Below are 24,563 nucleotides of genomic sequence, written 5' to 3'. Positions count from 1 at the left end.
CACCGGCAGCAGCGACGAGTTATAACTATATTAGTGGTTTGAAGAATAAATCTAGAACTATTTCTTCAGCTTTCTTACAACGTCCTACACCGCCTCCCCTATGACTTGCGCCGCCCCAGGTACTGCGCCAGGGGCACCATGTACACAGGCACCGGCGACAGCTGCAGGACGCGAACCGCCGTGCGCCCCAAGGGGATCTCGCTACCGGCGCCCTGGCTGTGGCTGCCGACGATCAGCAGGTCGACGCTCAGGCGCTGGGCCTGCTCCAGGATCACGTCGGCCGGGTCGCCCTGGCGTACCCGCACCGCGCGAATCAGTGCCAGGTCTTCCTTCTCGCCCAGTTCATCCTGAAAGTTCTCCAGCACCCGCTGTTCGATGTTCGCCATCACGGTATTGAGCGCCCGGCCGCGCATATGGGACAGGGTATGTTCATCAAGGTAGCTTTCCAGCAGCGATTCGGCGAACTGGCCCATCGGTTCCACGGCATGGACCACGTACAGTTCGGCGCTGAAGCTGCGTGCCAGCGCCAGCGCGTGTTGCATGACATAAGGGGAGTAACAACCGAGGTCGGTGGCACACAGCATCGAACGGATCATTTGACCTCCTAGCTGCCGATACGGCAGGGCAAGGTTCAGCTTAGCAGCGCCAAAACGACGCGCAGAGCCGTCCGGCGCCCTGCCAGACGGCCTAGCCGGGGGTACGTTCGTTGCTGATGCCGTGGGGCACATGGCCGGTCGCGACCACTGCACTGGCGCGTTCGCAGTGCCCTGCCTGGTCGTCGAAGAACACATCGGCCGCGAACGCCTCGAGAAACGCCGACTTGTCCAGGCCGCCGAGAAACAGCGACTCGTCCAGGCGAATGTCCCATTCGCGCAAGGTGCGGATGACCCGCTCGTGGGCCGGCGCCGAGCGCGCCGTCACCAGTGCGGTGCGAATCGGACAGGCGCCACTGGGGAACTCTTTCTGCAGCACGTTGAGCGCCGCCAGGAAGGCCTTGAACGGCCCGCCGCGCAGCGGCTCGCGGGCCGACTCGCGCTCGCTGGCCTGGAACGCCTCCAGGCCGCCTAGCTGATAGACGCGCTCGGACTCGTCGGAAAACACCACTGCATCGCCATCGAAGGCGATACGCAGCTCCGCGCTGGCCGCACGCCGTGCCCCGCCGGAAAGGATGGTGGCAGCGGCAAAGCCGGCGTCCAGTGCGCGGCGCACATCTTCTGCATCGGTGGACAGAAACAGGTGGCAACCAAAGGCGGCCAGGTACGGATACGGACTGCGCCCGCCAACGAAGGCTGCCCGCGAGATACCCAGACCATAATGCTCGATGGAATTGAACACCCGCAGCCCGGTGTCGGCGCTGTTGCGTGACACCAGCACCACCTCGACCCGGGCCTGGCCGAGGCTGGCGTTGAGGCCCAGCAGCTTTTCCACCAACGGGAACGCATCACCCGGTTGCAGGTATTCGTCTTCGTGCTCGATCTGGTACTGGCGGTAGGCTTCGACCCCCTCGGCCAGGAACAGCCGATGGCTCTCGCTGAGGTCGAACAGTGCCCGTGATGAAATGGCTACCACCAGTTTGTCGCCAAGGCCTTTGCTCATCGCCGCTCTGCTCCGCACTGCCCTGCATCGGGCGCCATAAGGTCAAACAATCGACACACTATCAGCCCGGGCGCTGCCGCCCGCAACCTGCGAGCGTGTCGGGTGACGGCACTTTTGATCAGAAAACCCCATACCAATGGGCCAAAGCGGCAGGAAAGCGGGCCCTGCCCATTGTCGAATCACGGTGTAACGCGCTAAGGTTCGGCACCCCGCCGCGTTCAATCATGCTGCTCCGCCGCGCGGGTAGCTGGCGGCCGGCACCCGTGACCTGACGAGTAACACGATGGCTGATTTACCGATCGACGACCTTAACGTTGCCTCCAACGAGACCTTGATCACCCCCGATCAGCTCAAGAAGGACATTCCACTCAGCGCCACCGCCCTGCAGACCGTGACCGCGGGCCGCGAAGTGGTACGCAATATCCTCGACGGCAAGGACCACCGCCTGTTCGTGGTGATCGGCCCCTGCTCGATCCATGACCTCAAGGCCGCACACGAATACGCCGAGCGCCTGAAGGTGCTGGCCGCCGAAGTCGCCGACACCCTGTACCTGGTGATGCGTGTGTATTTCGAGAAGCCGCGCACCACGGTGGGCTGGAAGGGCCTGATCAACGACCCGTACCTGGATGACTCGTTCAAGATCCAGGACGGCCTGCACATCGGTCGCCAGCTGCTGCTGGATCTGGCGGAAATGGGCCTGCCCACCGCCACCGAAGCCCTCGACCCGATCTCCCCGCAGTACCTGCAGGACCTGATCAGTTGGTCGGCGATCGGCGCGCGCACCACCGAATCCCAGACCCACCGCGAGATGGCCTCGGGCCTGTCTTCGGCCGTCGGCTTCAAGAACGGTACGGACGGCGGCCTGACCGTGGCGATCAACGCACTGCAATCGGTTTCCAGCCCGCACCGTTTCCTGGGCATCAACCAGGAAGGTGGCGTATCCATCGTCACCACCAAGGGCAACGCCTACGGTCACGTGGTGCTGCGCGGCGGCAACGGCAAGCCCAACTATGATTCGGTCAGCGTCGCCCTGTGCGAGCAGGCCCTGGCCAAGGCCAGGATCAAGCCGAACATCATGGTCGACTGCAGCCACGCCAATTCCAACAAGGACCCGGCCCTGCAACCGCTGGTGATGGACAACGTGGCCAACCAGATCCTCGAAGGCAACGAGTCGATCATCGGCCTGATGGTCGAAAGCCACCTCAACTGGGGCTGCCAGGCCATCCCCAAGGACCTTGCCGAACTGCAGTACGGCGTGTCGATCACCGATGCCTGCATCGACTGGGAAGCCACCGAAAAGTCCGTGCGCAGCATGCGCGCCAAGCTCAAGGACGTGTTGCCCAAGCGCAACCGCGGCTGAAAGCCATCAACGAAAACGCCGGGCAATGCCCGGCGTTTTCGTTTTCAACAGGGTGTCAGCAGGCTCAGGCCTTGTTGGAATGCTTTTGATGACGTTCCATGTAGCGCTCGACATAGGAGCACGAGGGGATCACGGTGTAGCCCATGTCCTCGGCATAGGCGAGGGCCTTTTCGGTCAGCGCCGCAGCGATGCCTCGCCCACGCAGCGCATTGGGCACGAACGTGCGGTAGATATCCAATGTCTGCTTACCCAGGTCCATGTAGGTCAGGTAGGCACGATGACCGTCCACATTGGTCTCGAACTGATGACCAGCCTGGTCATGGTGGATGGACAACGCCTCGCTCATCACTACTCCTCGCGGGTCTTCTCGTCAGACCCTTACCTTACCGATGTTTGTCCGGCGAAGGAACCTCTACGCCACCCCGTGCCCGTTTGGACAGCGAGAACAGCCTGGTTGTTCTCTGGCAACTGAGCACCCACAAATAGTAGGCGCCCAGTGCACAGATGCTCAAGGTACTTGATCGTAAAAAACCTGCACTTGCAGCATGCGAACACGGCAGCGAGCCACACTGCCAACAGTAGCCGGATGATGTAGTGGTAAGACGAACAATGACACTTGGAGTCACTTTTAGTTCACTACAAAGACGCATTTACAGCGGTGTTTCAGCGCCGCTACAAAAGCGCCTGCATTCTTTTCACACCCCCGCCGGGGCGGCCTGCGCAACCGCGCAATTTTTTTCCGGTTCTTGCGCTCGGTCAGTTTACTTACTACAAGTAATGGGTACTATGTACGCCGGCCAGTTTCTCTTTGTTGAGAGATGGCTCTTTAATAGAAAGTCCTTGAAGGGGAACACGATGAACAACGTTCTGAAATTCTCTGCTCTGGCTCTGGCCGCAGTACTGGCCACCGGTTGCAGCAGCGTCTCCAAAGAAACCGAAGCCCGTCTGACTGCAACCGAAGACGCAGCAGCCCGTGCACAAGCTCGTGCCGATGAAGCCTACCGCAAGGCTGATGACGCTCTGGCCGCCGCTCAGAAAGCTCAGCAAACTGCTGACGAAGCTAACGAGCGCGCTCTGCGTATGCTGGAAAAAGCCAGCCGCAAGTAATAATCCCTCGGGATTGTTAAAAAGCCGACCCACCTGTGGGTCGGCTTTTTTATTGCCTGCAGAACCGTCTTGCGCATACGACGAGGCCCGCATGAAGCGGGCCTCGTGCAAACACAAGCGGGTTACTGCATTTCGAGCGGAACGCTCGATACCATCGGCGCACTGGCGTCACCTGGCACCGCGATCTCTACCGGGATACCATCTTCGGCCGCCACCACGTCACGCACCATGTCCCAGTTCATGCGCAGGTTGTTGGCCAGGTCTTCGCGCTTGAGCAGGGCATTGATCACTGCCGTGTGCTTGTCGACCACCGACGGGTCGCCCTTGTCATCCAGCGGGGTATGCGCCTCGAGGTAGACCTTGCCACCACTGAGGCCGAACTTGTACGGCTCGTTGATGATGCGCACCGAAGTCCCCACCGGGGCCATGCTCGCCAGTTGCAGCACGTTGTTGTTGAGCATGCGGAAACAGCCATGGCTGGTACGCATGCCGATGCCGAACTTCTTGTTGGAACCGTGGATCAGGTAGCCCGGTACGCCCAGGGTGAACTTGAACGGGCCCAGCGGGTTGTCCGGGCCGGCCGGCACCACGTTGGGCAACGGATCACCGTCGGCGGCGTGCTCGGCCTTGATCGAGGCCGGTGGGGTCCAGGTCGGGTTCGGCGTCTTGGCCGTGACCTTGGTGTTGGCAATAGGCGAACCCCAGCCTTCGCGGCCGATGCCCAGCGGGAAGGTGTGCACCACGTTCTCGTCTTTGGGGTAGTAGTACAGGCGGTACTCGGCAAGGTTGATCACGATGCCTTCGCGCGGGCCCGGCGGCAGGATGAAACGGGTCGGCAGCACGATCTCGGTGCCGGCGCCTGGCAGCCAGGGGTCCACGCCCGGGTTGGCCGCGACCATTTCCAGGTAGCCCAGGTCGTTGGCGGTACCGATGTCGGCGAAGGTGTCCTCATACTTGGCCTTGATCACCTGGACCTGGCCGATGACATCCTCGCCCGGCGGCGGCAGGGGGAACTCCAGAGCGGCAACAGGGCCCGCCGCCAGCAGGGCGGCCAGGGACAGGCAACGGGTGACGGCGGGAAAGCGCGGCAACATCCGGGAAATCCTTCGCTAATTCAGGTGGGTCAAGCGGGCAATTGTACACCGCCCCCTGCGGGATCGGGAGGCATCCGGGCACAGAACCCTTGCCAAACGTAAAAGATCCGACGTCAGGCCTGCAGCTCGGGCCATACCGGACGCGTGCCGCGCCGCTGCGCCTCGAGGATCGCCCGGCACAGGCGGCACAGGCGCTGGTCACGGTAGATGCTGCGTTCCACACCCGACCAGCGCGGTTGCGCCGGCAACAGGGTGCCACACAGGGTACGGTCGACGGAGCCGCCCAGTTCGAGTTGGCGGGCGATCAGGTGGACGCGACTCTCCTGGCAGGCGAACAGGTCAAGCTGTTCGTCAGGCTCGATCAATTGATAGGCATACAGGGACCAGGCGGGACGCGGCATCGGGGGCTCCAAATCGGGGGCGCAACATTAGCCGAAAGCCGATCAGTATAAAAGCGTCAAAGCAGCGGTTTTATTGATGGCCAGGCATTTTCCAGCAACTGCGCCTGGGCGCCCTGCCCCGGATGGATGCCATCGGCCTGCATCAGCTCGGGCACGCCACCTACCCCTTCGAGAAAGAACGGCACCAGCGGCACGTCCTTTTCCTTGCCAAGATCGGCATACACCTGTGCGAACGCATCGGTGTAGCGCTTGCCATAGTTGGGTGGCAGGCGCATGCCCAGCAGCAGCACCCTGGCACCGGCATCACGGGAGCGGTCGATCATCGAGGCAAGATTTTGTTGCAATTGCGCCGGTGCCTGCCCGCGCAGCCCGTCATTGCCACCCAGCTCCACCACCACCAGGCTGGGCTTGTGCTCTGCAAGCAGCGCAGGCAGCCGCGCCTGGCCCCCGGCACTGGTGTCGCCACTGATCGAGGCATTGACCACCTTGTCATCGAAACCCTCGGCCTTGAGCCGCTGTTCGAGCAGGGCAACCCACCCCTGACGGGTATCCAGGCCAAAAGCGGCACTGATACTATCCCCAACGATCAACACCGTTCCTGCCGATGCGCCCTGGGCCATGCACAGCAAGGCCAGGCCTGCACTCAATAACCACACTCGCATTGGATTCTCCATGGGCCCCAGCATCTTGACTGCGCGCAACCTTAGCAAAGTGGTCCCCAGCGCGGAAGGCGACCTGACCATCCTGCACGAACTGAGCCTGGAATTGAAACAGGGCGACAGCCTGGCCATTGTCGGCGCCTCCGGCTCGGGCAAGTCCACCCTGCTCGGCCTGTTGGCCGGCCTCGACCTGCCCAGTGCAGGCTCGGTGACACTGGCCGGGCACGACCTGGGCCCGCTCGACGAAGACCAGCGCGCCCAGGTCCGCGCCGAGCATGTCGGCTTCGTGTTCCAGTCGTTCCAGCTGCTCGACAGCCTCAATGCCCTTGAGAACGTGATGCTGCCGCTGGAGCTGGACGGACGCCGCGATGCCCGCGAACACGCCCGCAGCCTGCTCGAACGGGTCGGCCTGGGCCAGCGCCTGAGCCATTCGCCACGCCAGTTGTCCGGCGGCGAGCAGCAGCGGGTGGCAATTGCCCGCGCCTTTGCCGCCGAGCCTGCGGTGCTGTTCGCCGACGAGCCCACCGGCAACCTCGACAGCCACACCGGTGAACGCATCAGCGACCTGCTGTTCGAACTGAACAAGGAACGCGGCACCACCCTCGTCCTGGTCACCCACGATGAACGCCTGGCGCACCGCTGCGGTCGGCTGATTCGCCTGGAAGCCGGCCACCTGGTCACCCCGCTGGAGCCCTAGATGGCACACCTGTCGTTTCTGCGCCTGCCGAGCCTGGCGTTGCGTCAACTGATGCGCGATGCACGCGCCGGCGAACTGCGCGTGCTGTTCTTCGCCCTGCTGGTGGCCGTGGCCGCCAGCACCGCCATCGGCTACTTCGGCGCCCGCCTGAACGGCGCCATGCTGCTGCGTGCCACCGAGTTCCTTGGCGCCGACCTGGTGCTGCAGGGCAGCGCCCCGGCCACCCCGGAACAGATCCGCAACGGCGAGCAGCTGGGCCTGGCCCATGCGAAAGTGGTCGAGTTCTCCAGCGTGATCGCCACCGACAACGGTATCCAGCTTTCCAGTGTCAAGGCTGCCGGCACGGGTTACCCGCTGCGCGGGGAGCTGCGCAGTGCCGCCGAGGCCTACGGGCCGGAGGTGGCCGGCGGTGGTCCGGCGCCGGGCGAAGCCTGGGTCGAGTCGCGCCTGCTGGCGGCGCTGAACCTCAAGATCGGTGACAGCGTCGACGTGGGCATGAAGACCCTGCGCCTGAGCCGCGTGCTGACCTATGAGCCGGACCGCGCCGGCAACTTCTACAGCCTCACTCCGCGGGTGCTGATGAACCTGGCTGACCTGGATGCCACCGGCGTGGTGCAGCCCGGCAGCCGGGTCACCTACCGCGACCTGTGGCGCGGCGAGCCCCAGGCCCTGGCAAGCTACACCCAGGCTACCAAGGCGGGGCTTGCCGCCCACCAGCAACTGCGCGACTCGCGTGACGGCAACCAGCAGATCGGCGGTGCACTTGGCAAGGCCGAACGCTACCTGAACATGGCCAGCCTGGTGGCGGTGCTGCTGGCCGGCGTGGCCGTGGCGCTGTCGGCCAGCCGTTTTGCCATGCGCCGCTTCGATGCCAGCGCCCTGCTGCGCTGCCTGGGCCTGTCCCGGCGCCAGGCGCTGAGCCTGTTCTGCCTGCAACTGGCGATTTTGGGTAGCGTGGCAGCCCTGGGGGGCGCACTGCTCGGCTGGCTGGCGCAACTGGGTCTGTTCGCCCTGCTGCAGGGCCTGCTGCCTTCGCAGGTGCCGCCAGGTGGCATCGCCCCGGCCCTGGCCGGGATCGCCACCGGGCTGGTGGCGCTGGCCGGCTTCGCCCTGCCGCCATTGGCAGCGCTGGGCCGGGTGCCGCCGCTGCGGGTACTGCGCCGCGACCTGCTGCCGGTGCCGGCAAGCAGCTGGCTGGTGTATGGCGCAGCACTGTTGGCCCTGGGCCTCATCATGTGGCGCCTGAGCCTGGACCTGCTGCTGACCTTCGCCCTGCTCGGCGGCGGTCTGGTGGCCGCGCTAGTGCTGGGCGGTCTGCTGCTGCTCGGCTTGCGCAGCCTGCGCCGGCTGCTGGCCGGCGCCCCGCTGGCCTGGCGCCTGGGCCTGGGGCAACTGCTCAAGCATCCGCTGGCGGCGGCAGGCCAGTCGCTGGCCTTCGGCATGATCCTGCTGGCCATGGCCCTGATCGCCCTGCTGCGCACCGAGCTGCTCGACACCTGGCAGAACCAGCTGCCCAAGGATGCTCCCAACTATTTCGTGCTCAACATCCTGCCGGACGACAAGGACACCTTCGCCCAGCGCCTGAACGAATTCTCGGTCCATGCCGCGCCGTTGTTCCCGGTGATTCCCGGGCGCCTGACGCTCATCAATGGCGGGCCGGTGCGCGAGATCGTCAGCAAGGAATCCACCGGTGACCGCGCCGTCCAGCGCGACCTGAGCCTGACCTGGGCCGCCGACCTGCCCCAGGGCAACACCTTGAGCGCCGGCCAGTGGTGGCAGGCACAGCCAACGGCCGATGCCTTGCCCGGCGTGTCGGTGGAGGCGCAGCTGGCCGACAGCCTCAAGCTCAAGCTGGGCGACACCCTGACCTTCAGCATCGGTGGCCTGGAGCGCCAGGTACAGGTCAGCAGCCTGCGCACGGTCAACTGGGACAGTTTCCAGCCCAACTTCTACATGATCTTCCAGCCCGGCACCCTGCAGGACCTGCCGACCACCTATCTCACCAGCTTCTACCTGGCCCCAGGCCACGACCAGCAGGTGGTGGCCCTGTCGCGAGCGTTCCCGGCAGCCACCATCCTGCAGGTCGATGCGCTGCTGGAGCAGTTGCGCAGCATCCTGGCCCAGGTGACCCTGGCGGTACAGTATGTGCTGCTGTTCGTGCTGGCGGCGGGCCTGGCCGTGTTGTTTGCCGGGCTGCAGGCCACCCTGGACGAGCGCATCCACCAGGGTGCGCTGCTGCGGGCACTGGGCGCCAGCCGCAGCCTGCTGGTCAAGGCCCGGCGCATCGAGTTCGGCCTGCTGGGCGCCGCCAGCGGCCTGCTCGCGGCGCTGGGCACTGAACTGATCAGCCTGCTGCTGTACCGCTACGCATTCGACCTGCACTGGAGCCCGCACCCGTGGCTGCTGCTGTTGCCGGTGATCGGTGCGTTGCTGGTGGGGGGTGCGGGGGTATTCGGCACGCGCCGGGCGCTCAATGCCAGCCCGCTGACAGTGCTTCGCGAGGGCTGATAGACTCGGCGGCTACCTACCCGAGCCTGGAAGCCCATGAGCCGATACCGCCCGCCCCGCACTGCCGGCACCGCACTGATCACCCCACAGGGCGAGGCGCGCATGCGCGCCGAGCTGCATGAACTGTGGCATGTGCGCAGGCCCCAGGTGACCCAGTCGGTCAGTGAGGCAGCAGCGCAAGGTGACCGTTCGGAAAACGCCGAGTACACCTACGGCAAGAAGATGCTGCGCGAAATCGACAGCCGCGTGCGCTTCCTGACCAAGCGCCTGGAAAACCTGAAAGTGGTGAGCGAACGGCCCAGCGACCCGAACAAGGTGTACTTCGGGGCCTGGGTCACGGTCGAGAACGAAGACGGCGAACAATCGCGCTACCGCATCGTCGGGCCCGACGAGCTGGACTTGAAACTGGGCCTGATCAGCATCGATTCGCCCCTGGCCCGCGCCCTGATCGGCAAGGCGCTGGACGCTGAAGTGCGGGTGCAGACACCGACTGGCGAACAGACGGTGTACATCGTCGAGATCGAGTACCCCTGAGCGATCAGGCGCGGGTGATCAAGCCCTGGCGGGCGACGCGGGTCAGGTGGTGGATCACTTCGGCGGCATCGGCCCTCGAGGGCGCCTGCACCACGGCCAGGTCGAAACGGTCGTTGCCGAACCGGGCGAGGGTTTCGCAGGAGTCGGCGAACTGGATCAGGAACGCCGTGGCACGGCCTTTGGGGCGGGGCCAGCCATCGAGGTAGCGCAGCAGGGTCGGCTGGTGTTTGCCGCTCAGCAGAATGCGCGGCGTGCGAGCCGCCTGGCTGGTAGGGAGAGGGGTGAGGCAAACGCTGGTACGTGGGCAACTCATGGTGTACTTCTCTGTGCCTCGCAGATCCCGCTGGGCTGCGGTGCGAGGCGTCACCGAACCAGCGCTTTAGCGGTATTCGGACGACCTGCTGGTGGTCTTCCTGCGCCCCGCAAGTAGCTGTTTAAATCGGCGCAAGCCAGCATCCTAGAGAAGCGCCGGCCCGGCTGTCAACAATGCCATCGTCTGATAAACGACCCGGACGCCGGAAAAACAAGCGAGTTTCTCGCATTCGACGGCGACGCCGGTTCCTGCACTTGCCGGCGCCCCTGAAGGCGCCTGCGTTGCCGCAGAAGCAAGCAGCCGGGTCGGGCACAAAAAAGGGCCTGCAATGCAGGCCCTTTTTTGTGCCACAACGCCAAGGCTCACTTGGCGATCATGCGGTCCACCGACGCCCTGCCCGCCCCTTCCACCAGTACCGCAATCGCGCCACCCAGCAGCGCCAGGGCGAACTCATAGCCGTTGTTGGCCATGAACAGACCGTTGCCGATGTGCACCGAGAAAATCGCCACCAGCAGCAACCCCACCAGCGCCAGGGCCGCCGGGCGTGCCAGCAGGCCGATGACCAGTGCCAGCCCGCCGAAGAACTCGGCCCCACCGGACAGCGCCGCCATCAGTGTCGGCGGGGTCAGCCCCAGGCTTTCCATGTACTGCGCGGTGCCTGCCAGCCCGCCGCCACCAAACAGGCCGAACAGCTTCTGCGAGCCATGGGCCATGAAGATGATGCCGATGAAGATGCGCAATACGGTAATGCCCCAGCCGGCACGGGTGAACAATACGGAGTTGATGGCGTTCATGCTGTCTTCCTTAAGCGATGCAGGTGTGTGGTAGAGGTCGCCATCTTAATCATATTTTCAAATGTTAAAATCGCGATTATCTGCACATACAAATCGTAATTTTCGATTACTTGCGTGAGGCCACTTTTCGTCCCCGGGCTTCCAGCGCGTCGCGTTCGCGGTCGAATGCCAGAAAGTACTTGTTGACGCTATTAACATAGCTGACCGGCCCCATTCCCACCTGCTCGAGCGCCACACGTTCTACCTGAAAGAACCACTGGTTGTGGTTCAGGCCGCGTCGCCGCGCCTCGGCCCGCATGGCCTGAACCCGCTCCGGCCCCAGGTTGTAGCCGGCCAGCACGAACGCCATGCGCTCGCGTTCGTTGAGCTGGTTGCTGGAAAAGAACTTGCGCCGGATCAGTGCCAGGTAGCGCGCGCTGGCCTGTACATTGCCATCGACATTGGCGATATCGCTGATCCCCACCCGCTGCGCCGCACCGGGGGTGATCTGCATCAGCCCATGGGCGCCACCTGCGCCCCTGGCCGCCGGGTCGAGGGCCGACTCCTTGAACGCCAGTGCCGCCAGGTTCAGCCAGTCCAGGTTCTGGGCCTGGGCGTGACGCTGCAGCACCGGCCGCAGTTTTTCCAGGCGCTGGCGGTTGGCCTGGGCCAGCGGGTAATGCACCTTGTACAGGCGCCGGTAGATACGCTCGAACGCCACATCCTGATCGGCCGGGGCGTGATACCCCTTGAGGAAGCGATCGACACTGGCGTGCAGCATCGCCGCGTCGCGGCGCACGTACCAATGCATCGCCTCGGGCTGGGCCAGCTGCACCTTGCGCTGCACCAGCAGCTTGGGCATCACCTGCGCCCAGCGCCGGGCAATCGGCTGTTCGACCACGGTCAGGTGGAAGATGCCGGCCTGCACCATTTCCAGCACATCCTCCACCGCAAGGCTGGGGTCCGCCCATTCCACCTTGAGCGGCGCCAGCTTGCGCAGGGCCAGGCGCTGGTTGATTTCGTGGAGGGTATCGCCTGCCGCACTCGAACTGGTCAGGGTCACGGTGCGGCCGGCAAGCTGCTCGACGCGCTGGTAGGTCCGTTCGCCCTTGCGCCCCACCAGCACCAGCGGCACATTCTCCAGCACCGGGTCGCTGGCCATCACCCCGCGGGTGGAACTCAAATCGATCAGCTCGCCGGGCGCCACCAGATCGCCCTCGCCACGCTGCAATGCGCCGATCAACTGGTCCTTGGCCTTGGGGATGATCTTCAGGCGGATCTGCTGACCGTCACGGGCACGCCCGTTGAGGTAGTGCTCGAAGGCGATCAGCCGATGGTATTCGATGCCCACCGGCTGGCCCTTGACCTCGCCGGAGCTGTTGCGGCTCTGGTTGACCAGCACGCGCAACACCCGGCTTTCACGGATCTGCGCCAGGTCGCGCACCTTGGCCGCAGGCACCGCCTGCTGCGGGCCAGGCAGGCGTGCGTGGGCCGGGCCGGCGCACAGCAGGCCCACACACAGCAAAAAAAGCCAAAGTGATCGCGTCATCCGGTCTCCGGCAAAGGGCCGCGATTGAGTATTTGACGCCATAATGAGCGGTCGGTCCGTGACAATTGACCGCAAAAGACCGCGACAACTTCTTGAAGTTCTTGGCGTTATTGGTATTTTTCGGCGCTGCCAAGCGCTTTTGCCGCACAACCTGAGGTAGCACCATGCAACTCATCGACATCGGCGTCAATCTGACCAACCCAAGTTTCGACGGCAAGCACGAGGCCATCTTGCAGCGTGCCGAGGCCGCCGGGGTGCATCAGATGCTGGTGACCGGTACCAGCCTGGCCGGCAGCGAAGCCGCGCTACACCTGTGCGAGCAACTCGACCCGCAGGCCCGGCGCCTGTTCAGCACGGCCGGTGTACACCCCCACGATGCCAGCAGCTGGAACAGCGACACTGCGCGCCATCTGCGCGCGCTGCTCGAACAGCCACGGGTGCACGCGGTGGGTGAATGCGGGTTGGACTTCAACCGCGACTTCTCGCCGCGCCCGCAACAGGAAAAGGCCCTGGAAGAACAACTGGCGCTGGCGGTGCAGCTGCAGATGCCGGTGTTTCTGCACGAGCGTGATGCCAACGAACGCCTGTTGCAGATCCTCAAGGACTACCGCGACCGCCTGCCCGCCGCCGTGGTGCACTGCTTTACCGGCGAGCGCAGCGCCCTGTTCAGCTACCTGGACCTGGACCTGCACATCGGCATCACCGGCTGGATCTGCGACGAACGTCGCGGTACCCACCTGCACCCGCTGGTTGCCAGCATCCCCACTGGCCGCCTGATGCTGGAGAGCGACGCCCCCTACCTGCTGCCCCGGACCCTGCGCCCCAAACCCAAAAGCGGTCGCAACGAACCGGCCTACCTGCCCGAAGTGCTGCGCGAAGTGGCCCTGCACCGGGGCGAGACACCCGAGCAAGTGGCTGCGCACACCAGCGACTGCGCCCGGCGCTTCTTCGGGCTCCCCGACATAGTTTGACGCATATCAAGATTTGTCTTTGAATTGGCTGGCACACTGATGGCACCTTGCCAAATTGTTTCCGCTCAATCAGAGAAGACCTATCCATGGGTGCCTGGCTCAGCAATATCTCACTGAAGTACAAGTTCTGGGCGGTGAACGCAGTCGCCTTCGTCACAACCCTGTTCGTGGTGCTGTATGCGGTGCACCTGGAAACCCGCGCCAGGGCCGAGACGGCCCAGGCCCGGGTGCAATCCGAAGCCCGCCTGCTGGCCGCCTGGCCCGCCGGCCAGGCCTTGCCGCAGAACGCCACCTGGGTCAGCTTCACACCCGGGCAGGCGCCCACCTTCGATGGCCAGGCGTTGCCGGCCCTGGCCACTGCCCAGGGCTGGGTCGAGCTGAACGGCATGCCGCTGCTGGGCAGCGACCCGCTGATCGGTGCGCAGGTCATCCAGCGCGATGGCCAGCAGATCGCGGTACTGGCCCAGGCCCCGAGCATGGCGCAGGTGTTCACCGACCGCTTCGTCAACTATGCGGTGTGCGTACTGATCCTGATGCTGGCCATGCTGTGCGCTTCGCAGTTGCTGATCCGCTTCCTGCTCAGCCAGCTCAACATCCTCAAGGACGTGATGCTGCACGTCGAGAAGACCGGTGACCTGTCGGCACGGGTGCCGCTGTCCTGCGGCGACGAGATCGGCCAGATGGCCAGCGCCTTCAACGCCATGCAGACCACCTACCACCGCGTGGTCAACACCGTGGCGCGAACCGCCGCGCAGCTGGATGCCGGCGCCGCGCGCCTGGCCGCCAGCATGAACGAGGTGCGCCACGGCATGCTCGGCCAGCAGAGCGAAACCGACCAGGCCGCCACCGCCATCAACGAAATGACCGCCACCGTCTACCACATCGCCCAGCATGCCGGCGCCACACGCGACCTGTCGCAAAGCGCCGACACCCTGGCCGGCAGCGGCAAGGACGTGGTCAGCCGCGTGCAGTCGTCGATCTCCGGGCTCTCCACCGGCGTGCAGCAGACGGCCGAGATGATTCGTCAACTGGCCGAGGACAGCCAGAAGATCAACAGCGTGGTCGGGGTGATTCACAGCATCGCCGAACAGACCAACCTGCTGGCCCTCAACGCGGCGATCGAGGCGGCCCGTGCCGGCGACCTGGGCCGCGGTTTCGCGGTGGTGGCGGACGAGGTGCGCAACCTGGCCAAGCGCGTGCAGAGCTCCACCGATGAAATCACCACCATGGTCTCTGCCCTGCAGGCCGGCACCCGCGATGCGGTGGAGTTCATGACCGAGAGCTCGTTCAAGGCCGACGACTGCGTCAAGCAGGCCCAGGAAGCCGGCGAGGCCCTGGCGGAGATCACCGGCGCGGTGGCGCAGATGCGCGAGAGCAATACCCAGATCGCCGTGGCGGCCGAACAGCAGAGCCAGGTGGCCGAAGAGATGAACCGCGCAGTGGTGAGCATCCGCGACGTGACCGAAGAGACCGTGCAGCAGACCGTCGACTCGGCCACCACCAGCAGCGAACTGGCCACCCTGGCCGGCGAGCTGAACAAGGCCATCGGTCAACTCAAGCTATAAACGCGATAGCCGCGCGCAATTGGCCCCCTGGCGGGGGCCAAACTACGCTTGGGTTATCCGTTTTGCACCTTGAGGAGAACCGTGATGAACAAGCACCTGTTTCACCTGCCCCACTGGCATCACGCCCCTCGTACCCCCACCAACATCGCGCTGCAGCTGATTGCACTGCCGCTGCTGGCCATCGGCGCGCTGCTGGTATTGAGCGGCGCGCTCGACGCCGACCTGGGCACCCTGGCCGTCGGCGTCATCGGCCTGCTGGCCGGTGTGGCGGTGGAGCGCCAGCGCCAGTGATTCAGGCGAACACGGTCACCGTCTGGCGGCTGATGGCAAGCAAATCACCGGCCCCGTTCCACAAGGCAGCCGCTACATGGCCGTAGCCGTCACGCGCATAGTCGATCTGGGCGCAGTACTGGCACCAGTCCAGGGTGGTCAGGCTGGCCACCGGCTGCACGAACTCGATGGTCCAGGTCAGGGTGCTGCCGGCAGCGGGCTTGCTCAGGTGCGGCATCAACGCCGGTGGCCAGGCATCGACCAGCGCCAGCAGGTGGGCTTCGGTCACCGGCTCCTCGACCACATCCTCACCGCGCAGGCGCACCCAGCCGCCCATTTCGCGTGACCGGCTACCGCTGAACGGCAAGCCGCCAATGCCCCAGCGCATGGCCAGGTGGCGAATGAACTCGGGGGTCACGCCCTTGATGAAGGGCAACTCGGGGCTGGACTCGGCAAGGCTTTTCATCGGCACCGGCGCCAGCCCTGACACCTGCACCACCGAATCGCGCCCGGCACCGAAACTGCCCTGCACCAGGGTCACCACCTGGCCATTCTGTACCGCGCGCCCCAGCAGCGAGCTGACCGCCTTGCCGTCACGCAACAGCTCCACCTCGAAACTGATCGGCACCCCAGGCTCGGCCGGCCCTACGAAGGTGATGGCCAGCGAGCGCACCGGACGGTCCGGGGCGACCTTGGCGTGCATGGCCTCGTACACCAGCGCCGCCATCAGCCCGCCGAAACAGGCACGCCCCTGGGCCCATTCGGCCGGGATGGTCACCGCCTGGGGCTGCAGGCGCACGGCGGTGAGCAGTTGGGAAAAATTCATCGGGACCTCGACCAGTGGGCAAATGTGGCGATGTTAACCAGCCGCCGCGCCGCGCACAGGCCGCATTTGCGCCAAACACGCGACTTATCGACGTTGGATTTCGCTCAGCAGTGTCTCCAGCGTGCGGTCGGCACGTTGCTCGGCCGCCGCCTGTTGCGCCTGCCAGTGCGCCACGCAGGGCGCCAGGCCAGGCTGCTGCTCGGCCTGCAACAGCCACTGCAACAGGTCGTGCCAGTCGCCCAGATCGCCCTGGGCGCGCTTGAGCCCTCGGCGCAGGGCCGGGCGCAGGCGTTCGAGCTGTGGATAGGCCTCGGCGCCATAACGCACCCGCTTGATCAGCAGGCGCAGGCGGTGGCGGTCGTGCGCCGGGTCGTTCATGGCCGCCTGCAGGTTGCGCCACTGCTTGTGCAGGCGCTTGCCCACCCGCGCCTCCAGGCGGCGTACCAGGCCCTGGCGCTGGGCCGCGCGCAGGAACATCGGGAAGGCATCGATGATCGCCAGCAGCCGCGCAAGCTCGGCGCTGGCCGCCACCCGGGCAAAGGTGCGGGCCGGGTCGCCAAGCTGCTGGCGGGCCACCTCGGGCAGCCCGCGTTCGAGCAACTGCGCGGCCAGCACCTCACGATCGCGCAGCGGCGTGGTCAGGCGCCCCAGCTCGGCGGCAGCATCCTCCAGCTTGTCCACCCCCGGCAGCCCGCGCAGGGGCCGCAGCAGGCTGCGCAGGCGACGCACGCTGGTACGCAGGTCATGCAGCGCCTCACTGTCGGTATTGGCCGCCAGGCGCGCCTGGCAGGCCAGCAGGCGCACGTGCAGGGTCAGCACCTGGGCGATCACATGGTCGAGCATTGCCGACATGGCCTGGTCCTCCCTCAGCGCCCGGCGCGCGATTCACGGATGTAGAAGCGTGCCTTCTCGGCCTTGTTGCTGCAGCCTTCGAAGGCTTCGAACTGCTGCTGGGTCTTGGCGCCGGTCAGCAGCGACAGGGCCTTGGAATAGCTGACCGTGCCGGCGAAGCCCTCGGCCTTGGCCAGGTCCAGCTCCTTCCAGGCCGAATCCAGCTGATTGGCGCAGCTGTCCCGGTACGCCGTCTTGCCGGCGCAGCCGCTCAGTACCAGGGCAATCAGGGGCAGGCAGATCCAGGCTTTCATCGGTGTTACCTCAAAAGGAAAATGTTCGGGGTGGCACTTCGACGGCACGCACGCTGAAAAGTGCCCTGCTCAGCGTAGCCCAGCGCTTGTCACGATTGAAGCACAGCCCTGAATGGGTGCATTGTTAGGCCCACGAGCAGAACAGCCGCAAGGAACGACCATGAGCAAACGCGTAGCACTGGTGCTGGGGTCGGGGGGCGCCCGAGGGTATGCACACATCGGCGTGATCGAGGAGCTGGAGCGGCGCGGCTACGACATCGCCTGCATTGCCGGCTGTTCGATGGGCGCAGTGATCGGCGGCATCTACGCCGCCGGCAAGCTCGACGACTACCGACGCTGGATCGAGAGCCTGGATTACCTGGATGTGCTGCGCCTGGTGGACGTGAGTTTCAGGCTGGGCGCGATTCGCGGCGAGAAGGTGTTCGGGCAGATCCGCAAGATCGTCGGCGAGGTCAACATCGAGAACCTGCGCATCCCCTACACCGCAGTGGCGGCCGACCTCACCAACCAGCAGGAGATCTGGTTCCAGGAAGGCTGCCTGCACCAGGCCATGCGCGCCTCGGCGGCGATCCCCAGCCTGTTCACCCCGGTGGTGCAGGGCAACCGCATGCTGGTCGATGGCGGCATCCTCAACCCGTTGCCGATCATCCCGGTGGTGTCCAGCCACTGCGACCTGATCGTGGCGGTGAACCTCAACTCCACCAACCAGAAGCATTACCAGTTGCCGGTGATCGAGCGGCCGGCAGCGTTCAAGTTGCGCTTCGACAACCTGATCAACTCGCTGGGCTCGCACCTGCCGTTCCGGCGCAAGGCCGCCGAAGGGCTGATCCGCATCGAGCAGGCGGCGCCCAACCCGTGGCTCAGCGATGCGGCCGAGCCCGAGGCGCAGCAGCCCTCGGCGGCGCCCGAGACTGACGGCGCGCCGAAATCGGCGGCCGGCTCGTTCATTGTCGACAACGTGGGCCCGGCTTCGCTGCTGGACCTGATCAACCAGAGCTTCGAGGTGATGCAGACGTCGCTGGCGCAGTACAAGATCGCCGGCTACCCGCCGGATGTACTGATCAACGTGCCCAAGCGGGTGTGCCGGTTCTTCGAGTTCTACAAGGCGCCGGAGCTGATCGCGCTGGGACGCGAGATTGCACGCGATACGCTGGACAACTATGAGGCCGAAAGGCGCTAGGCCGGCGAAGAGGCCCTCAAGCCTGCTCCGGCCCGATCAACCGATACCCCACCCCCGGCTCGGTCACGATGAACCGCGGCGCCGTCGGGTCGTCCCCCAGTTTCTGCCGCACATGCGCCACCACGATGCGCAGGTAGTGGCTGTCCTCCACATGGGTGGGGCCCCAGATATCCTTGAGCAACTGCTGCTGGGTGATCACCCGCCCCGGGTGACGCGCCAGTTGCGCCAGCAACGCATACTCCTTGCGGGTCAGCGCCACCTCCTCGCCCGCCAGCGTCACGCGCCGGTAGGCAAGGTCCACGGTCAACGGGCCGAAGCGCGGCGCCGACTCTTCGGCCACCGCCTGGGGCACCTGGCGCAGCAATGCGCGCACCCGCGCCAGAAACTCCTGGATGCCGAACGGCTTGGTCACGTAGTCATTGGCCCCGCCGTCCAGCGCCTCGACCTTCTGCACTTCGCTGGCCCGCACCGACAACACCAGCACCGGCACCTGGCTCCATTCGCGCAGTTCGCGCAGCACCTGCTGCCCGTCCATGTCGGGCAACCCCAGGTCGAGCACCACCAGCTCCGGCCGACCCAGCGCCGCCTGGCTCAGGCCCTCGGCACCGGTGCCCGCCTCCAGCACCTTGTAGCCCTGCGAGCCAAGGCTGATGCGCAGGAACTTGCGGATCTGCGGTTCGTCGTCGATGACCAGCACGGTCGCGGTCTGGCTCATGGGGTCTCGCTGTCCAGTTCAGGTTGGGCCGGAAGCGGCAAGCATAGTGTGATGCAGGTGCCACGGCCATCGATGCCGTCCTCTACACGGATCTGCCCGCCATGGGCGCCGATCATGCCCTGGCAGATCGCCAGCCCCAGCCCCGTGCCCTGCCCGCCCCGGTCCCCGCGCGCAGCGGTGTAGAACATGTCGAAGATGCGCGCCCGGTCCTGCGGCGCAATCCCCGGGCCCTCGTCGGCGACGGCCAGGCACAGCTGCTCGCCTTCCACACTCACCCGCAGTTCGAGGCGCCCGTGGGCCGGCGAGAAGCGCGCCGCGTTCTCCAGCACATTGATCAGGGCCTGCTCGATCAGTGCGGCATGCACGAACAGCAGCGGCAGCTCTGCCGGCACCTCGGTGCGCAACTGCAACGGGGCCAGCACCACGCGCAGGCGGCTCAGGGCGCTGCCGACGATGTCGGTCGGCGCCACCCAGTCGCGCGCGAGCTTGAGCCCGCCATGCCCCAGGCGGGTCATGTCGAGCAGGTTCTGGATGTAACGGTCCAGGCGCTCGGCCTCGTCGCGGGTGCCTTCGAGCAGCTCGCGACGGTCGTGCTGACTGATTGCCTCACCCAGTGCCAGCAGGCTGTCGATGCTGCCGCGCATGGCAGTCAACGGGGTGCGCAGGTCGTGGGACACCGAGGCCAGCAAGGCACTGCGCAACTGTTCGGTTTCGCCGTGCAGGCGCGCCGCCTCCAGCTGATCGGCCAGCCGCGCCCGGGCCAGGGCCTGGGCCAATGGCTGGCTGAGGGCCTTGAGCAGGCGCCGGCGCTGGGCCGTCAGCACCTGGCCCTCGCGCGGGCGTACCCCCAGCAGGGCCAGCGGGCCTTCCTCCACCGACAGCGGCCACCACCACCAGCGCCCGTTGGGCAAGGTGTCGCTGCCAAGGCCGGCGGCCTGGTCATGCTGCCAGGCCCAGTCGGCGGCCGCCCGCTCGGTGTCGTTGAACTGCAGGGCACCGCCGTTGGCCACCTGCAGGCGACCTTCGGCATCGCGTTCGAGCAGGCACATCTGCACGTCCGTCCAGCCCTCCAGGTGGTGGCTGGCGGCATTGAACACCGCCTGGCGGTCGGTGGCTGCGGTCAGCCGGCGGGTCAGGTCAAGCAATTGGCCAGTCTGCTCCTGGGTTTCGCGCAGCGCCTGCAACTGACGCCGCTGGCGCGCCGCCAGGTTGCCGGTCAGGGCGGCCATCAGCAGAAAGAACACCAGCGTCAGCACGTCCTCCTCGCGCTGGATGCTCAGCGAGAAATTCGGCGGTATGAACAGAAAATCGTAGGCCAGAAACGACAGCGCGGCGCACACCAGCGCCGGGCCCAAGCTGCTGCGCACCGCCACCAGCAGCACTGCTGCCAGAAACACCAGCGAGATGTTGGGCAGCGCCAGCACCCCGGCCACGCCCCAGGCCAGTGCACTGGCCAGCACGGTGGCAAGCAGCGCCAGCAGGTAGTGGCGCCAGGCCCAGGCTCGCGCCACCGGCGCGCTGACCGGTTCTGGCTGTGCGTCGCGGTCGAGCACGTTGATTTCCAGCCCGTGGGCCTCGCGCAACAGGCGCGCCGCCACACCGGCACCGAACCAGCGCCGACGCAGCCGATCACGCGACTGGCCCACCAGCACCAGGCTCGCACGCCGCTCCAGCGCATGCTGGATCAAGGTGTTGGCCACCTCGCCGGCGCGCAGCACCACCACTTCGCCGCCCAGCCGCTCGGCCAGCTGCTGGGCGGCCTGCAGGCGCTGGCGTGCGGTTTCGTCGCGCAGGCGGCCGTTGTCCACGTGCACCAGGCTCCAGGGCAGGTGGCGGCGCTGTGCCACGCGGCTGGCATGACGTACCAGGCGCTCGGCCTGGGCATCGCCATCCACCCCCACCAGCAGGCGCCCACGCAGCGCCGGCGCATCCTGGCCCAGGCTGCGGTAGCCGTGGGCGAGGTCGGCATCGACCTGGGCGGCGGCGGTCTGCATCGCCAGCTCGCGCAGGGCCGTCAGGTTGGTCTGGGTGAAGAACGCATCGATCGCCGCCCGCGCCTGCTCCGGCACGTACACCTTGCCGTCGCGCAGGCGTTCGAGCAGCTCGCGCGGCGGCAGGTCGATCAGCACCAGTTCGAAGGCTTCCTGCAGCACCCAGTCGGGCAGCGTTTCGCGCACCTGCACGCCGGTGATGCCGCGCACATGGTCATTGAGGCTTTCCAGGTGCTGCACGTTGACCGTGGTGTACACGTCGATACCGGCCGACAGCAGCTCCTGCACGTCCTGCCAACGCTTGGCGTGGCGGCTGCCGGGTGCGTTGCTGTGGGCCAGCTCGTCCACCAGCGCCAGTTGCGGGGCGGCCTTGAGCAGGCCGTCCAGGTCCATTTCCTCCAACTGCACGCCACGGTACTCGGAGCGCACCAGCGGCTGTTGCGGCAAACCGCCCAGCAGCGCCTCGGTTTCGCTGCGCCCATGGGTTTCGACGATGCCCGCCAGCACCCTCACCCCCTGGCGCAACTGCGCATGGGCCGCCTGCAGCATGGCGTAGGTCTTGCCTACGCCGGGCGCTGCGCCCAGGAACACCTTGAGCCGGCCGCGCCCCTCGCGCGGCAACTCGGCCAACAACGCATCGGCGCGTTCAGAATCACTCATGGTCGACACACGTCCTTATTTCGAAGCAGGTGCGAGCTGGTCGAGGGCCGCATTCAGGGCCAGGATATTGACCACCGGCGGCCCCACCAGTGGGTGCAGGGTGGACTGCTCCACCAGGGCTTGCAAGGTGGGCAGCGGCAATTGCCGCGCCGCTGCCACCCGCGCCAGCTGATAGGCCACGGCTGCTGGCGGCAGGTGCGGGTCCAGGCCGCTGCCGGAGGTGGTCAGCAGCGCCAGCGGCACCGGGCCTTGTGCCGGCACATACAGCGCCTGGGCCTGCTCGCCCACGCGTTTGGCCAACGCCGGGTTGCTCGGCGCCAGGTTGCTGGCACCGCTGGACACCGTGGCATAGTCGGCCGCCGAGGGCCGCGGCTGGAACCAGCCCGCGCCACTGAACGGCTGGGCCAGCAGGCGCGAGCCGCGCACCTGGCCACTGTCGTCGCGCAGCAGGCTGCCGTTGGCCTGCTCGGGGAACGCCACCTGGGCGACCCCGGTGACCACCAGCGGGTACACCGCGCCGGTGATCAGGGTCATCAGCACAATCAGGCTCAGGGCCGGGCGTACTAGCGTCGTCATGTTCATCTCCCAGTTCACACAAGGTGCAGCGCATTGAGCGCCAGATCGATCAGCTTGATCCCCACGAACGGCACCAGCAGCCCGCCCAGACCGTAGATCAGCAGGTTGCGCCGCAGCAGGTGGGCAGCGCTGGCGGCCTGCACCCGTACCCCGCGCAGCGCCAGCGGGATCAGCACCACGATGATCAGCGCGTTGAACACGATCGCCGAGACGATGGCGCTCTGCGGGCTGGCCAGTTGCATCAGGTTGAGCACGCCCAGCTGCGGGTAGATCGCAGCGAACAGCGCCGGCAGGATGGCGAAGTACTTGGCCACGTCGTTGGCAATGGAAAAGGTGGTGAGCGCGCCACGGGTCACCAGCAGCTCCTTGCCCACCTGTACCACATCCAGCAACTTGGTCGGGTCGCTGTCCAGGTCGACCATGTTGGCCGCCTCGCGGGCCGCCTGGGTGCCGTCATTCATGGCCATGCCGACATCCGCCTGGGCCAGCGCCGGGGCGTCGTTGGCACCGTCGCCGCACATGGCTACCAGGCGCCCGTCGTTCTGTTCCTGGCGAATGCGTGCCAGCTTCTTCTCCGGCGTGGCCTCGGCCAGCACGTCGTCGACCCCGGCCTCGGCGGCAATCGCCGCGGCGGTCAGCGGGTTGTCGCCGGTCACCATCACGGTGCGAATGCCCAGTTTGCGCAGCTCGGCGAAGCGCTCGCGAATGCCGGGCTTGACCACGTCCTTGAGGTGGATAACGCCCAGCAGGCGCTTGTCCACGCACACCAGCAACGGGGTACCGCCACTCTGGGCAATGCGGTCGACTTCACGGGCCAGGGCGGCCGGCAGGTCCAGGCGCTGCATGCCGACGAACGCCAGTACCGAATCCACCGCGCCCTTGCGGTAGCGCTGGGCGCCGAAGTCGACGCCCGACAGGCGGGTTTCGGCGCTGAAGGCCACCGGCACCAGGTGTGCAGCGTCGGGTGGGGTGAAGTCATGCAACTGGCGCAGGTAGTCGACGATCGACTTGCCTTCGGCGGTGTCGTCGGCCAGCGAGGCCAGCAAGGCGCCCTCGCCCAGCTCGCGGGCAGTGATGCCGGGGGCGGCATGCACCGCACTGCAACGGCGGTTGCCGAAGGTGATGGTGCCGGTCTTGTCCAGCAGCAGCACGTGCACGTCGCCGGCCGCTTCCACTGCACGCCCCGAACGGGCAATCACGTTGAGCCGCACCAGGCGGTCCATGCCGGCGATGCCGATGGCCGACAGCAGGCCGCCGATGGTGGTGGGGATCAGGGTCACCAGCAAGGCCACCAGAAACACCATCGGGATGCTGCCACCGGCAAAGTGCGCGAAGGGCTGCAGCGTGACCACTACCACCAGGAAGATCAGCGTCAGGCCGATCAGCAGGATGTCCAGGGCCACCTCGTTGGGCGTCTTCTGGCGTTTGGCGCCCTCGACCAGGGCGATCATGCGGTCCAGGGTCGACTCGCCCGGGTTGCTGGTGATCTGCACCAGCAGCCAGTCGGACACCAGCCGGGTGTTGCCGGTGACCGCAGAGCGGTCGCCGCCAGACTCGCGGATCACCGGTGCGGACTCGCCGGTGATCGCCGCCTCGTTGACCGCGGCGATCCCTTCGATCACCTCGCCGTCACCGGGGATCATCTCCCCGGCATCCACACGCACCACATCGCCTTTGCGCAGGTCACTGGCCGGCACCACCTCGAACTCGCCCGAGGCCATGCGCCGCCGCGCGTTCAGGCCCTGGCTGCCGGCCTTGAGGCTGTCGGCGCGGGCCTTGCCACGGCCTTCGGCCAGGGCCTCGGCGAAGTTGGCGAACAGCACGGTGAACCACAGCCACACGGCGATCTGCACCGATACGCCGGTGGGTACGTCGCTGGGCAGCAGGCACAGCAGGGTGGTGAAGATAGCGGTCAGTTCCACCACCAGCATCACCGGGGCGCGCTTGAGCTGGCGCGGGTCGAGCTTGACGAATGCCTGCACCAGGGCCGGACGCCAGAGCGCGGCGAAGGTGGTGCGGGCAGTGGCGGACGGGGCCGCCTTCACTTCGGAAACAGGCAGGTTCATGGTCGGC

25 protein-coding genes are annotated in these 24,563 nt (G+C 66.2%); 9 read left to right on the top strand and 16 right to left on the bottom strand.

Features of this window, described 5'->3' with window-relative positions; all coding sequences use genetic code 11:
• Positions 1-98 precede the first annotated feature (98 nt).
• Positions 99-596: a universal stress protein gene (locus DN388_RS23055; RefSeq protein WP_043863084.1), complete on the bottom strand. Its 498-nt coding sequence runs from the start codon at positions 594-596 to the stop codon at positions 99-101.
• A gap of 91 nt (positions 597-687) precedes the next feature.
• On the bottom strand, positions 688-1,596 hold the full coding sequence (locus DN388_RS23050; protein WP_043863085.1) for a 5'-nucleotidase: 909 nt from the start codon (positions 1,594-1,596) through the stop codon (positions 688-690).
• A 283-nt stretch (positions 1,597-1,879) separates the two neighbouring features.
• On the opposite strand from DN388_RS23050, the gene DN388_RS23045 reads away from it, so the two are divergent.
• The gene (locus tag DN388_RS23045) at positions 1,880-2,956 is read left to right on the top strand and encodes a 3-deoxy-7-phosphoheptulonate synthase (protein WP_043863086.1); all 1,077 of its coding nucleotides are present in this window, start codon (positions 1,880-1,882) and stop codon (positions 2,954-2,956) included.
• Positions 2,957-3,020: 64 nt separating this feature from the next.
• Here the strand turns inward: DN388_RS23045 and DN388_RS23040 are convergent, their stop codons facing one another.
• Positions 3,021-3,302, bottom strand: a complete 282-nt coding sequence (locus DN388_RS23040) for a GNAT family N-acetyltransferase (RefSeq protein ID WP_043863087.1) — start codon at positions 3,300-3,302, stop codon at positions 3,021-3,023.
• Between the two features lie 509 nt (positions 3,303-3,811).
• Here DN388_RS23040 and oprI point away from each other — a divergent pair.
• A complete protein-coding gene (gene oprI, locus DN388_RS23035; RefSeq protein ID WP_037058464.1) occupies positions 3,812-4,063 on the top strand; it encodes an outer membrane lipoprotei OprI in 252 nt (83 codons plus the stop codon).
• Positions 4,064-4,185: 122 nt separating this feature from the next.
• Here the strand turns inward: oprI and DN388_RS23030 are convergent, their stop codons facing one another.
• The 3 genes from DN388_RS23030 to DN388_RS23020 all read right to left on the bottom strand — a co-directional run bounded on the left by DN388_RS23030 (position 4,186) and on the right by DN388_RS23020 (position 6,220).
• On the bottom strand, positions 4,186-5,157 hold the full coding sequence (locus DN388_RS23030; RefSeq protein WP_255002177.1) for a L,D-transpeptidase family protein: 972 nt from the start codon (positions 5,155-5,157) through the stop codon (positions 4,186-4,188).
• A gap of 113 nt (positions 5,158-5,270) precedes the next feature.
• On the bottom strand, positions 5,271-5,558 hold the full coding sequence (locus DN388_RS23025; protein WP_043863089.1) for a hypothetical protein: 288 nt from the start codon (positions 5,556-5,558) through the stop codon (positions 5,271-5,273).
• Positions 5,559-5,614: 56 nt separating this feature from the next.
• On the bottom strand, positions 5,615-6,220 hold the full coding sequence (locus DN388_RS23020) for an arylesterase (protein WP_043863090.1): 606 nt from the start codon (positions 6,218-6,220) through the stop codon (positions 5,615-5,617).
• 10 nt (positions 6,221-6,230) lie between these two features.
• Here DN388_RS23020 and DN388_RS23015 point away from each other — a divergent pair, with 10 nt between their 5' ends.
• The 3 genes from DN388_RS23015 to greB are packed head-to-tail and all read left to right on the top strand — an operon-like array spanning position 6,231 to position 9,956.
• Entirely contained in the window at positions 6,231-6,914 is a 684-nt protein-coding gene (locus tag DN388_RS23015) for an ABC transporter ATP-binding protein (protein ID WP_043863091.1), read from the top strand.
• Positions 6,915-9,422 (top strand): ABC transporter permease, encoded by a 2,508-nt coding sequence (locus DN388_RS23010; RefSeq protein ID WP_255002172.1) that lies wholly within the window; start codon positions 6,915-6,917, stop codon positions 9,420-9,422.
• A 36-nt stretch (positions 9,423-9,458) separates the two neighbouring features.
• Entirely contained in the window at positions 9,459-9,956 is a 498-nt protein-coding gene (gene greB / locus DN388_RS23005) for a transcription elongation factor GreB (RefSeq protein WP_043863093.1), read from the top strand.
• Positions 9,957-9,960: 4 nt separating this feature from the next.
• Here greB and DN388_RS23000 read toward each other — a convergent pair whose 3' ends face one another.
• From DN388_RS23000 to DN388_RS22990, 3 genes are all read right to left on the bottom strand, one after another.
• Positions 9,961-10,269, bottom strand: coding sequence for a hypothetical protein (locus DN388_RS23000; protein ID WP_054915688.1), 309 nt, complete (start codon positions 10,267-10,269; stop codon positions 9,961-9,963).
• Positions 10,270-10,631: 362 nt separating this feature from the next.
• The gene (locus tag DN388_RS22995) at positions 10,632-11,063 is read right to left on the bottom strand and encodes a DoxX family protein (protein WP_043863095.1); all 432 of its coding nucleotides are present in this window, start codon (positions 11,061-11,063) and stop codon (positions 10,632-10,634) included.
• A 106-nt stretch (positions 11,064-11,169) separates the two neighbouring features.
• On the bottom strand, positions 11,170-12,591 hold the full coding sequence (locus tag DN388_RS22990; protein WP_213607261.1) for a transglycosylase SLT domain-containing protein: 1,422 nt from the start codon (positions 12,589-12,591) through the stop codon (positions 11,170-11,172).
• Between the two features lie 164 nt (positions 12,592-12,755).
• Between DN388_RS22990 and DN388_RS22985 the strand changes: the two genes are divergently transcribed.
• From DN388_RS22985 to DN388_RS22975, 3 genes are all read left to right on the top strand, one after another.
• Positions 12,756-13,562 carry a TatD family hydrolase gene (locus DN388_RS22985; RefSeq protein WP_043863097.1) on the top strand — a complete coding sequence of 269 codons (807 nt, stop codon included), beginning with the start codon at positions 12,756-12,758 and terminating at the stop codon, positions 13,560-13,562.
• Positions 13,563-13,648: 86 nt separating this feature from the next.
• A complete protein-coding gene (locus DN388_RS22980) occupies positions 13,649-15,127 on the top strand; it encodes a methyl-accepting chemotaxis protein (RefSeq protein WP_054915686.1) in 1,479 nt (492 codons plus the stop codon).
• An 84-nt stretch (positions 15,128-15,211) separates the two neighbouring features.
• Entirely contained in the window at positions 15,212-15,418 is a 207-nt protein-coding gene (locus tag DN388_RS22975) for a hypothetical protein (RefSeq protein ID WP_052504289.1), read from the top strand.
• Position 15,419: 1 nt separating this feature from the next.
• On the opposite strand, the gene DN388_RS22970 is transcribed toward DN388_RS22975, so the two are convergent.
• The 3 genes from DN388_RS22970 to DN388_RS22960 all read right to left on the bottom strand — a co-directional run bounded on the left by DN388_RS22970 (position 15,420) and on the right by DN388_RS22960 (position 17,368).
• Positions 15,420-16,223: an acyl-CoA thioesterase II gene (locus DN388_RS22970; protein ID WP_043863099.1), complete on the bottom strand. Its 804-nt coding sequence runs from the start codon at positions 16,221-16,223 to the stop codon at positions 15,420-15,422.
• Between the two features lie 84 nt (positions 16,224-16,307).
• The gene (locus DN388_RS22965; RefSeq protein WP_043863100.1) at positions 16,308-17,075 is read right to left on the bottom strand and encodes a CHAD domain-containing protein; all 768 of its coding nucleotides are present in this window, start codon (positions 17,073-17,075) and stop codon (positions 16,308-16,310) included.
• 14 nt (positions 17,076-17,089) lie between these two features.
• Positions 17,090-17,368, bottom strand: a complete 279-nt coding sequence (locus DN388_RS22960; protein WP_043863101.1) for a hypothetical protein — start codon at positions 17,366-17,368, stop codon at positions 17,090-17,092.
• Positions 17,369-17,528: 160 nt separating this feature from the next.
• Here DN388_RS22960 and DN388_RS22955 point away from each other — a divergent pair, with 160 nt between their 5' ends.
• Positions 17,529-18,548 (top strand): patatin-like phospholipase family protein, encoded by a 1,020-nt coding sequence (locus DN388_RS22955; protein ID WP_078480475.1) that lies wholly within the window; start codon positions 17,529-17,531, stop codon positions 18,546-18,548.
• A 16-nt stretch (positions 18,549-18,564) separates the two neighbouring features.
• Here the strand turns inward: DN388_RS22955 and DN388_RS22950 are convergent, their stop codons facing one another.
• Genes DN388_RS22950 through kdpB form a run of 4 tightly spaced genes read right to left on the bottom strand, consistent with a single transcriptional unit; the run spans position 18,565 to position 24,556 of the window.
• Positions 18,565-19,263 (bottom strand): response regulator, encoded by a 699-nt coding sequence (locus DN388_RS22950; RefSeq protein ID WP_043863103.1) that lies wholly within the window; start codon positions 19,261-19,263, stop codon positions 18,565-18,567.
• Positions 19,260-21,914: a sensor histidine kinase KdpD gene (locus tag DN388_RS22945; protein ID WP_255002168.1), complete on the bottom strand. Its 2,655-nt coding sequence runs from the start codon at positions 21,912-21,914 to the stop codon at positions 19,260-19,262. The genes DN388_RS22950 and DN388_RS22945 overlap by 4 nt, the downstream gene beginning before the upstream one ends.
• A gap of 15 nt (positions 21,915-21,929) precedes the next feature.
• On the bottom strand, positions 21,930-22,490 hold the full coding sequence (gene kdpC, locus DN388_RS22940) for a potassium-transporting ATPase subunit KdpC (RefSeq protein WP_054915735.1): 561 nt from the start codon (positions 22,488-22,490) through the stop codon (positions 21,930-21,932).
• Between the two features lie 14 nt (positions 22,491-22,504).
• Positions 22,505-24,556 carry a potassium-transporting ATPase subunit KdpB gene (gene kdpB / locus DN388_RS22935; protein WP_043863105.1) on the bottom strand — a complete coding sequence of 684 codons (2,052 nt, stop codon included), beginning with the start codon at positions 24,554-24,556 and terminating at the stop codon, positions 22,505-22,507.
• Between the last annotated feature and the right edge of the window lie 7 nt (positions 24,557-24,563).

Origin of the sequence: Pseudomonas sp. S12(2018) (assembly GCF_024355235.1) — a bacterium.
Classification (GTDB): domain Bacteria; phylum Pseudomonadota; class Gammaproteobacteria; order Pseudomonadales; family Pseudomonadaceae; genus Aquipseudomonas; species Aquipseudomonas palmensis.
The sequence above is the reverse complement of the archived record's forward strand: the minus strand, read 5'-3'. Positions and strand labels throughout refer to the sequence as shown.

Excerpts from the sequence above, each read along its gene's own strand:
- DN388_RS23055 (WP_043863084.1), bottom strand. The coding sequence starts at position 596 with ATGATCCGTTCGATGCTGTGTGCCACCGACCTCGGTTGTTACTCCCCT.
- DN388_RS23050 (WP_043863085.1), bottom strand. The coding sequence starts at position 1,596 with ATGAGCAAAGGCCTTGGCGACAAACTGGTGGTAGCCATTTCATCACGG.
- DN388_RS23045 (WP_043863086.1), top strand. The coding sequence starts at position 1,880 with ATGGCTGATTTACCGATCGACGACCTTAACGTTGCCTCCAACGAGACC.
- DN388_RS23040 (WP_043863087.1), bottom strand. The coding sequence starts at position 3,302 with ATGAGCGAGGCGTTGTCCATCCACCATGACCAGGCTGGTCATCAGTTC.
- oprI (WP_037058464.1), top strand. The coding sequence starts at position 3,812 with ATGAACAACGTTCTGAAATTCTCTGCTCTGGCTCTGGCCGCAGTACTG.
- DN388_RS23030 (WP_255002177.1), bottom strand. The coding sequence starts at position 5,157 with ATGTTGCCGCGCTTTCCCGCCGTCACCCGTTGCCTGTCCCTGGCCGCC.
- DN388_RS23025 (WP_043863089.1), bottom strand. The coding sequence starts at position 5,558 with ATGCCGCGTCCCGCCTGGTCCCTGTATGCCTATCAATTGATCGAGCCT.
- DN388_RS23020 (WP_043863090.1), bottom strand. The coding sequence starts at position 6,220 with ATGCGAGTGTGGTTATTGAGTGCAGGCCTGGCCTTGCTGTGCATGGCC.
- DN388_RS23015 (WP_043863091.1), top strand. The coding sequence starts at position 6,231 with ATGGGCCCCAGCATCTTGACTGCGCGCAACCTTAGCAAAGTGGTCCCC.
- DN388_RS23010 (WP_255002172.1), top strand. The coding sequence starts at position 6,915 with ATGGCACACCTGTCGTTTCTGCGCCTGCCGAGCCTGGCGTTGCGTCAA.
- greB (WP_043863093.1), top strand. The coding sequence starts at position 9,459 with ATGAGCCGATACCGCCCGCCCCGCACTGCCGGCACCGCACTGATCACC.
- DN388_RS23000 (WP_054915688.1), bottom strand. The coding sequence starts at position 10,269 with ATGAGTTGCCCACGTACCAGCGTTTGCCTCACCCCTCTCCCTACCAGC.
- DN388_RS22995 (WP_043863095.1), bottom strand. The coding sequence starts at position 11,063 with ATGAACGCCATCAACTCCGTATTGTTCACCCGTGCCGGCTGGGGCATT.
- DN388_RS22990 (WP_213607261.1), bottom strand. The coding sequence starts at position 12,591 with ATGACGCGATCACTTTGGCTTTTTTTGCTGTGTGTGGGCCTGCTGTGC.
- DN388_RS22985 (WP_043863097.1), top strand. The coding sequence starts at position 12,756 with ATGCAACTCATCGACATCGGCGTCAATCTGACCAACCCAAGTTTCGAC.
- DN388_RS22980 (WP_054915686.1), top strand. The coding sequence starts at position 13,649 with ATGGGTGCCTGGCTCAGCAATATCTCACTGAAGTACAAGTTCTGGGCG.
- DN388_RS22975 (WP_052504289.1), top strand. The coding sequence starts at position 15,212 with ATGAACAAGCACCTGTTTCACCTGCCCCACTGGCATCACGCCCCTCGT.
- DN388_RS22970 (WP_043863099.1), bottom strand. The coding sequence starts at position 16,223 with ATGAATTTTTCCCAACTGCTCACCGCCGTGCGCCTGCAGCCCCAGGCG.
- DN388_RS22965 (WP_043863100.1), bottom strand. The coding sequence starts at position 17,075 with ATGTCGGCAATGCTCGACCATGTGATCGCCCAGGTGCTGACCCTGCAC.
- DN388_RS22960 (WP_043863101.1), bottom strand. The coding sequence starts at position 17,368 with ATGAAAGCCTGGATCTGCCTGCCCCTGATTGCCCTGGTACTGAGCGGC.
- DN388_RS22955 (WP_078480475.1), top strand. The coding sequence starts at position 17,529 with ATGAGCAAACGCGTAGCACTGGTGCTGGGGTCGGGGGGCGCCCGAGGG.
- DN388_RS22950 (WP_043863103.1), bottom strand. The coding sequence starts at position 19,263 with ATGAGCCAGACCGCGACCGTGCTGGTCATCGACGACGAACCGCAGATC.
- DN388_RS22945 (WP_255002168.1), bottom strand. The coding sequence starts at position 21,914 with ATGAGTGATTCTGAACGCGCCGATGCGTTGTTGGCCGAGTTGCCGCGC.
- kdpC (WP_054915735.1), bottom strand. The coding sequence starts at position 22,490 with ATGACGACGCTAGTACGCCCGGCCCTGAGCCTGATTGTGCTGATGACC.
- kdpB (WP_043863105.1), bottom strand. The coding sequence starts at position 24,556 with ATGAACCTGCCTGTTTCCGAAGTGAAGGCGGCCCCGTCCGCCACTGCC.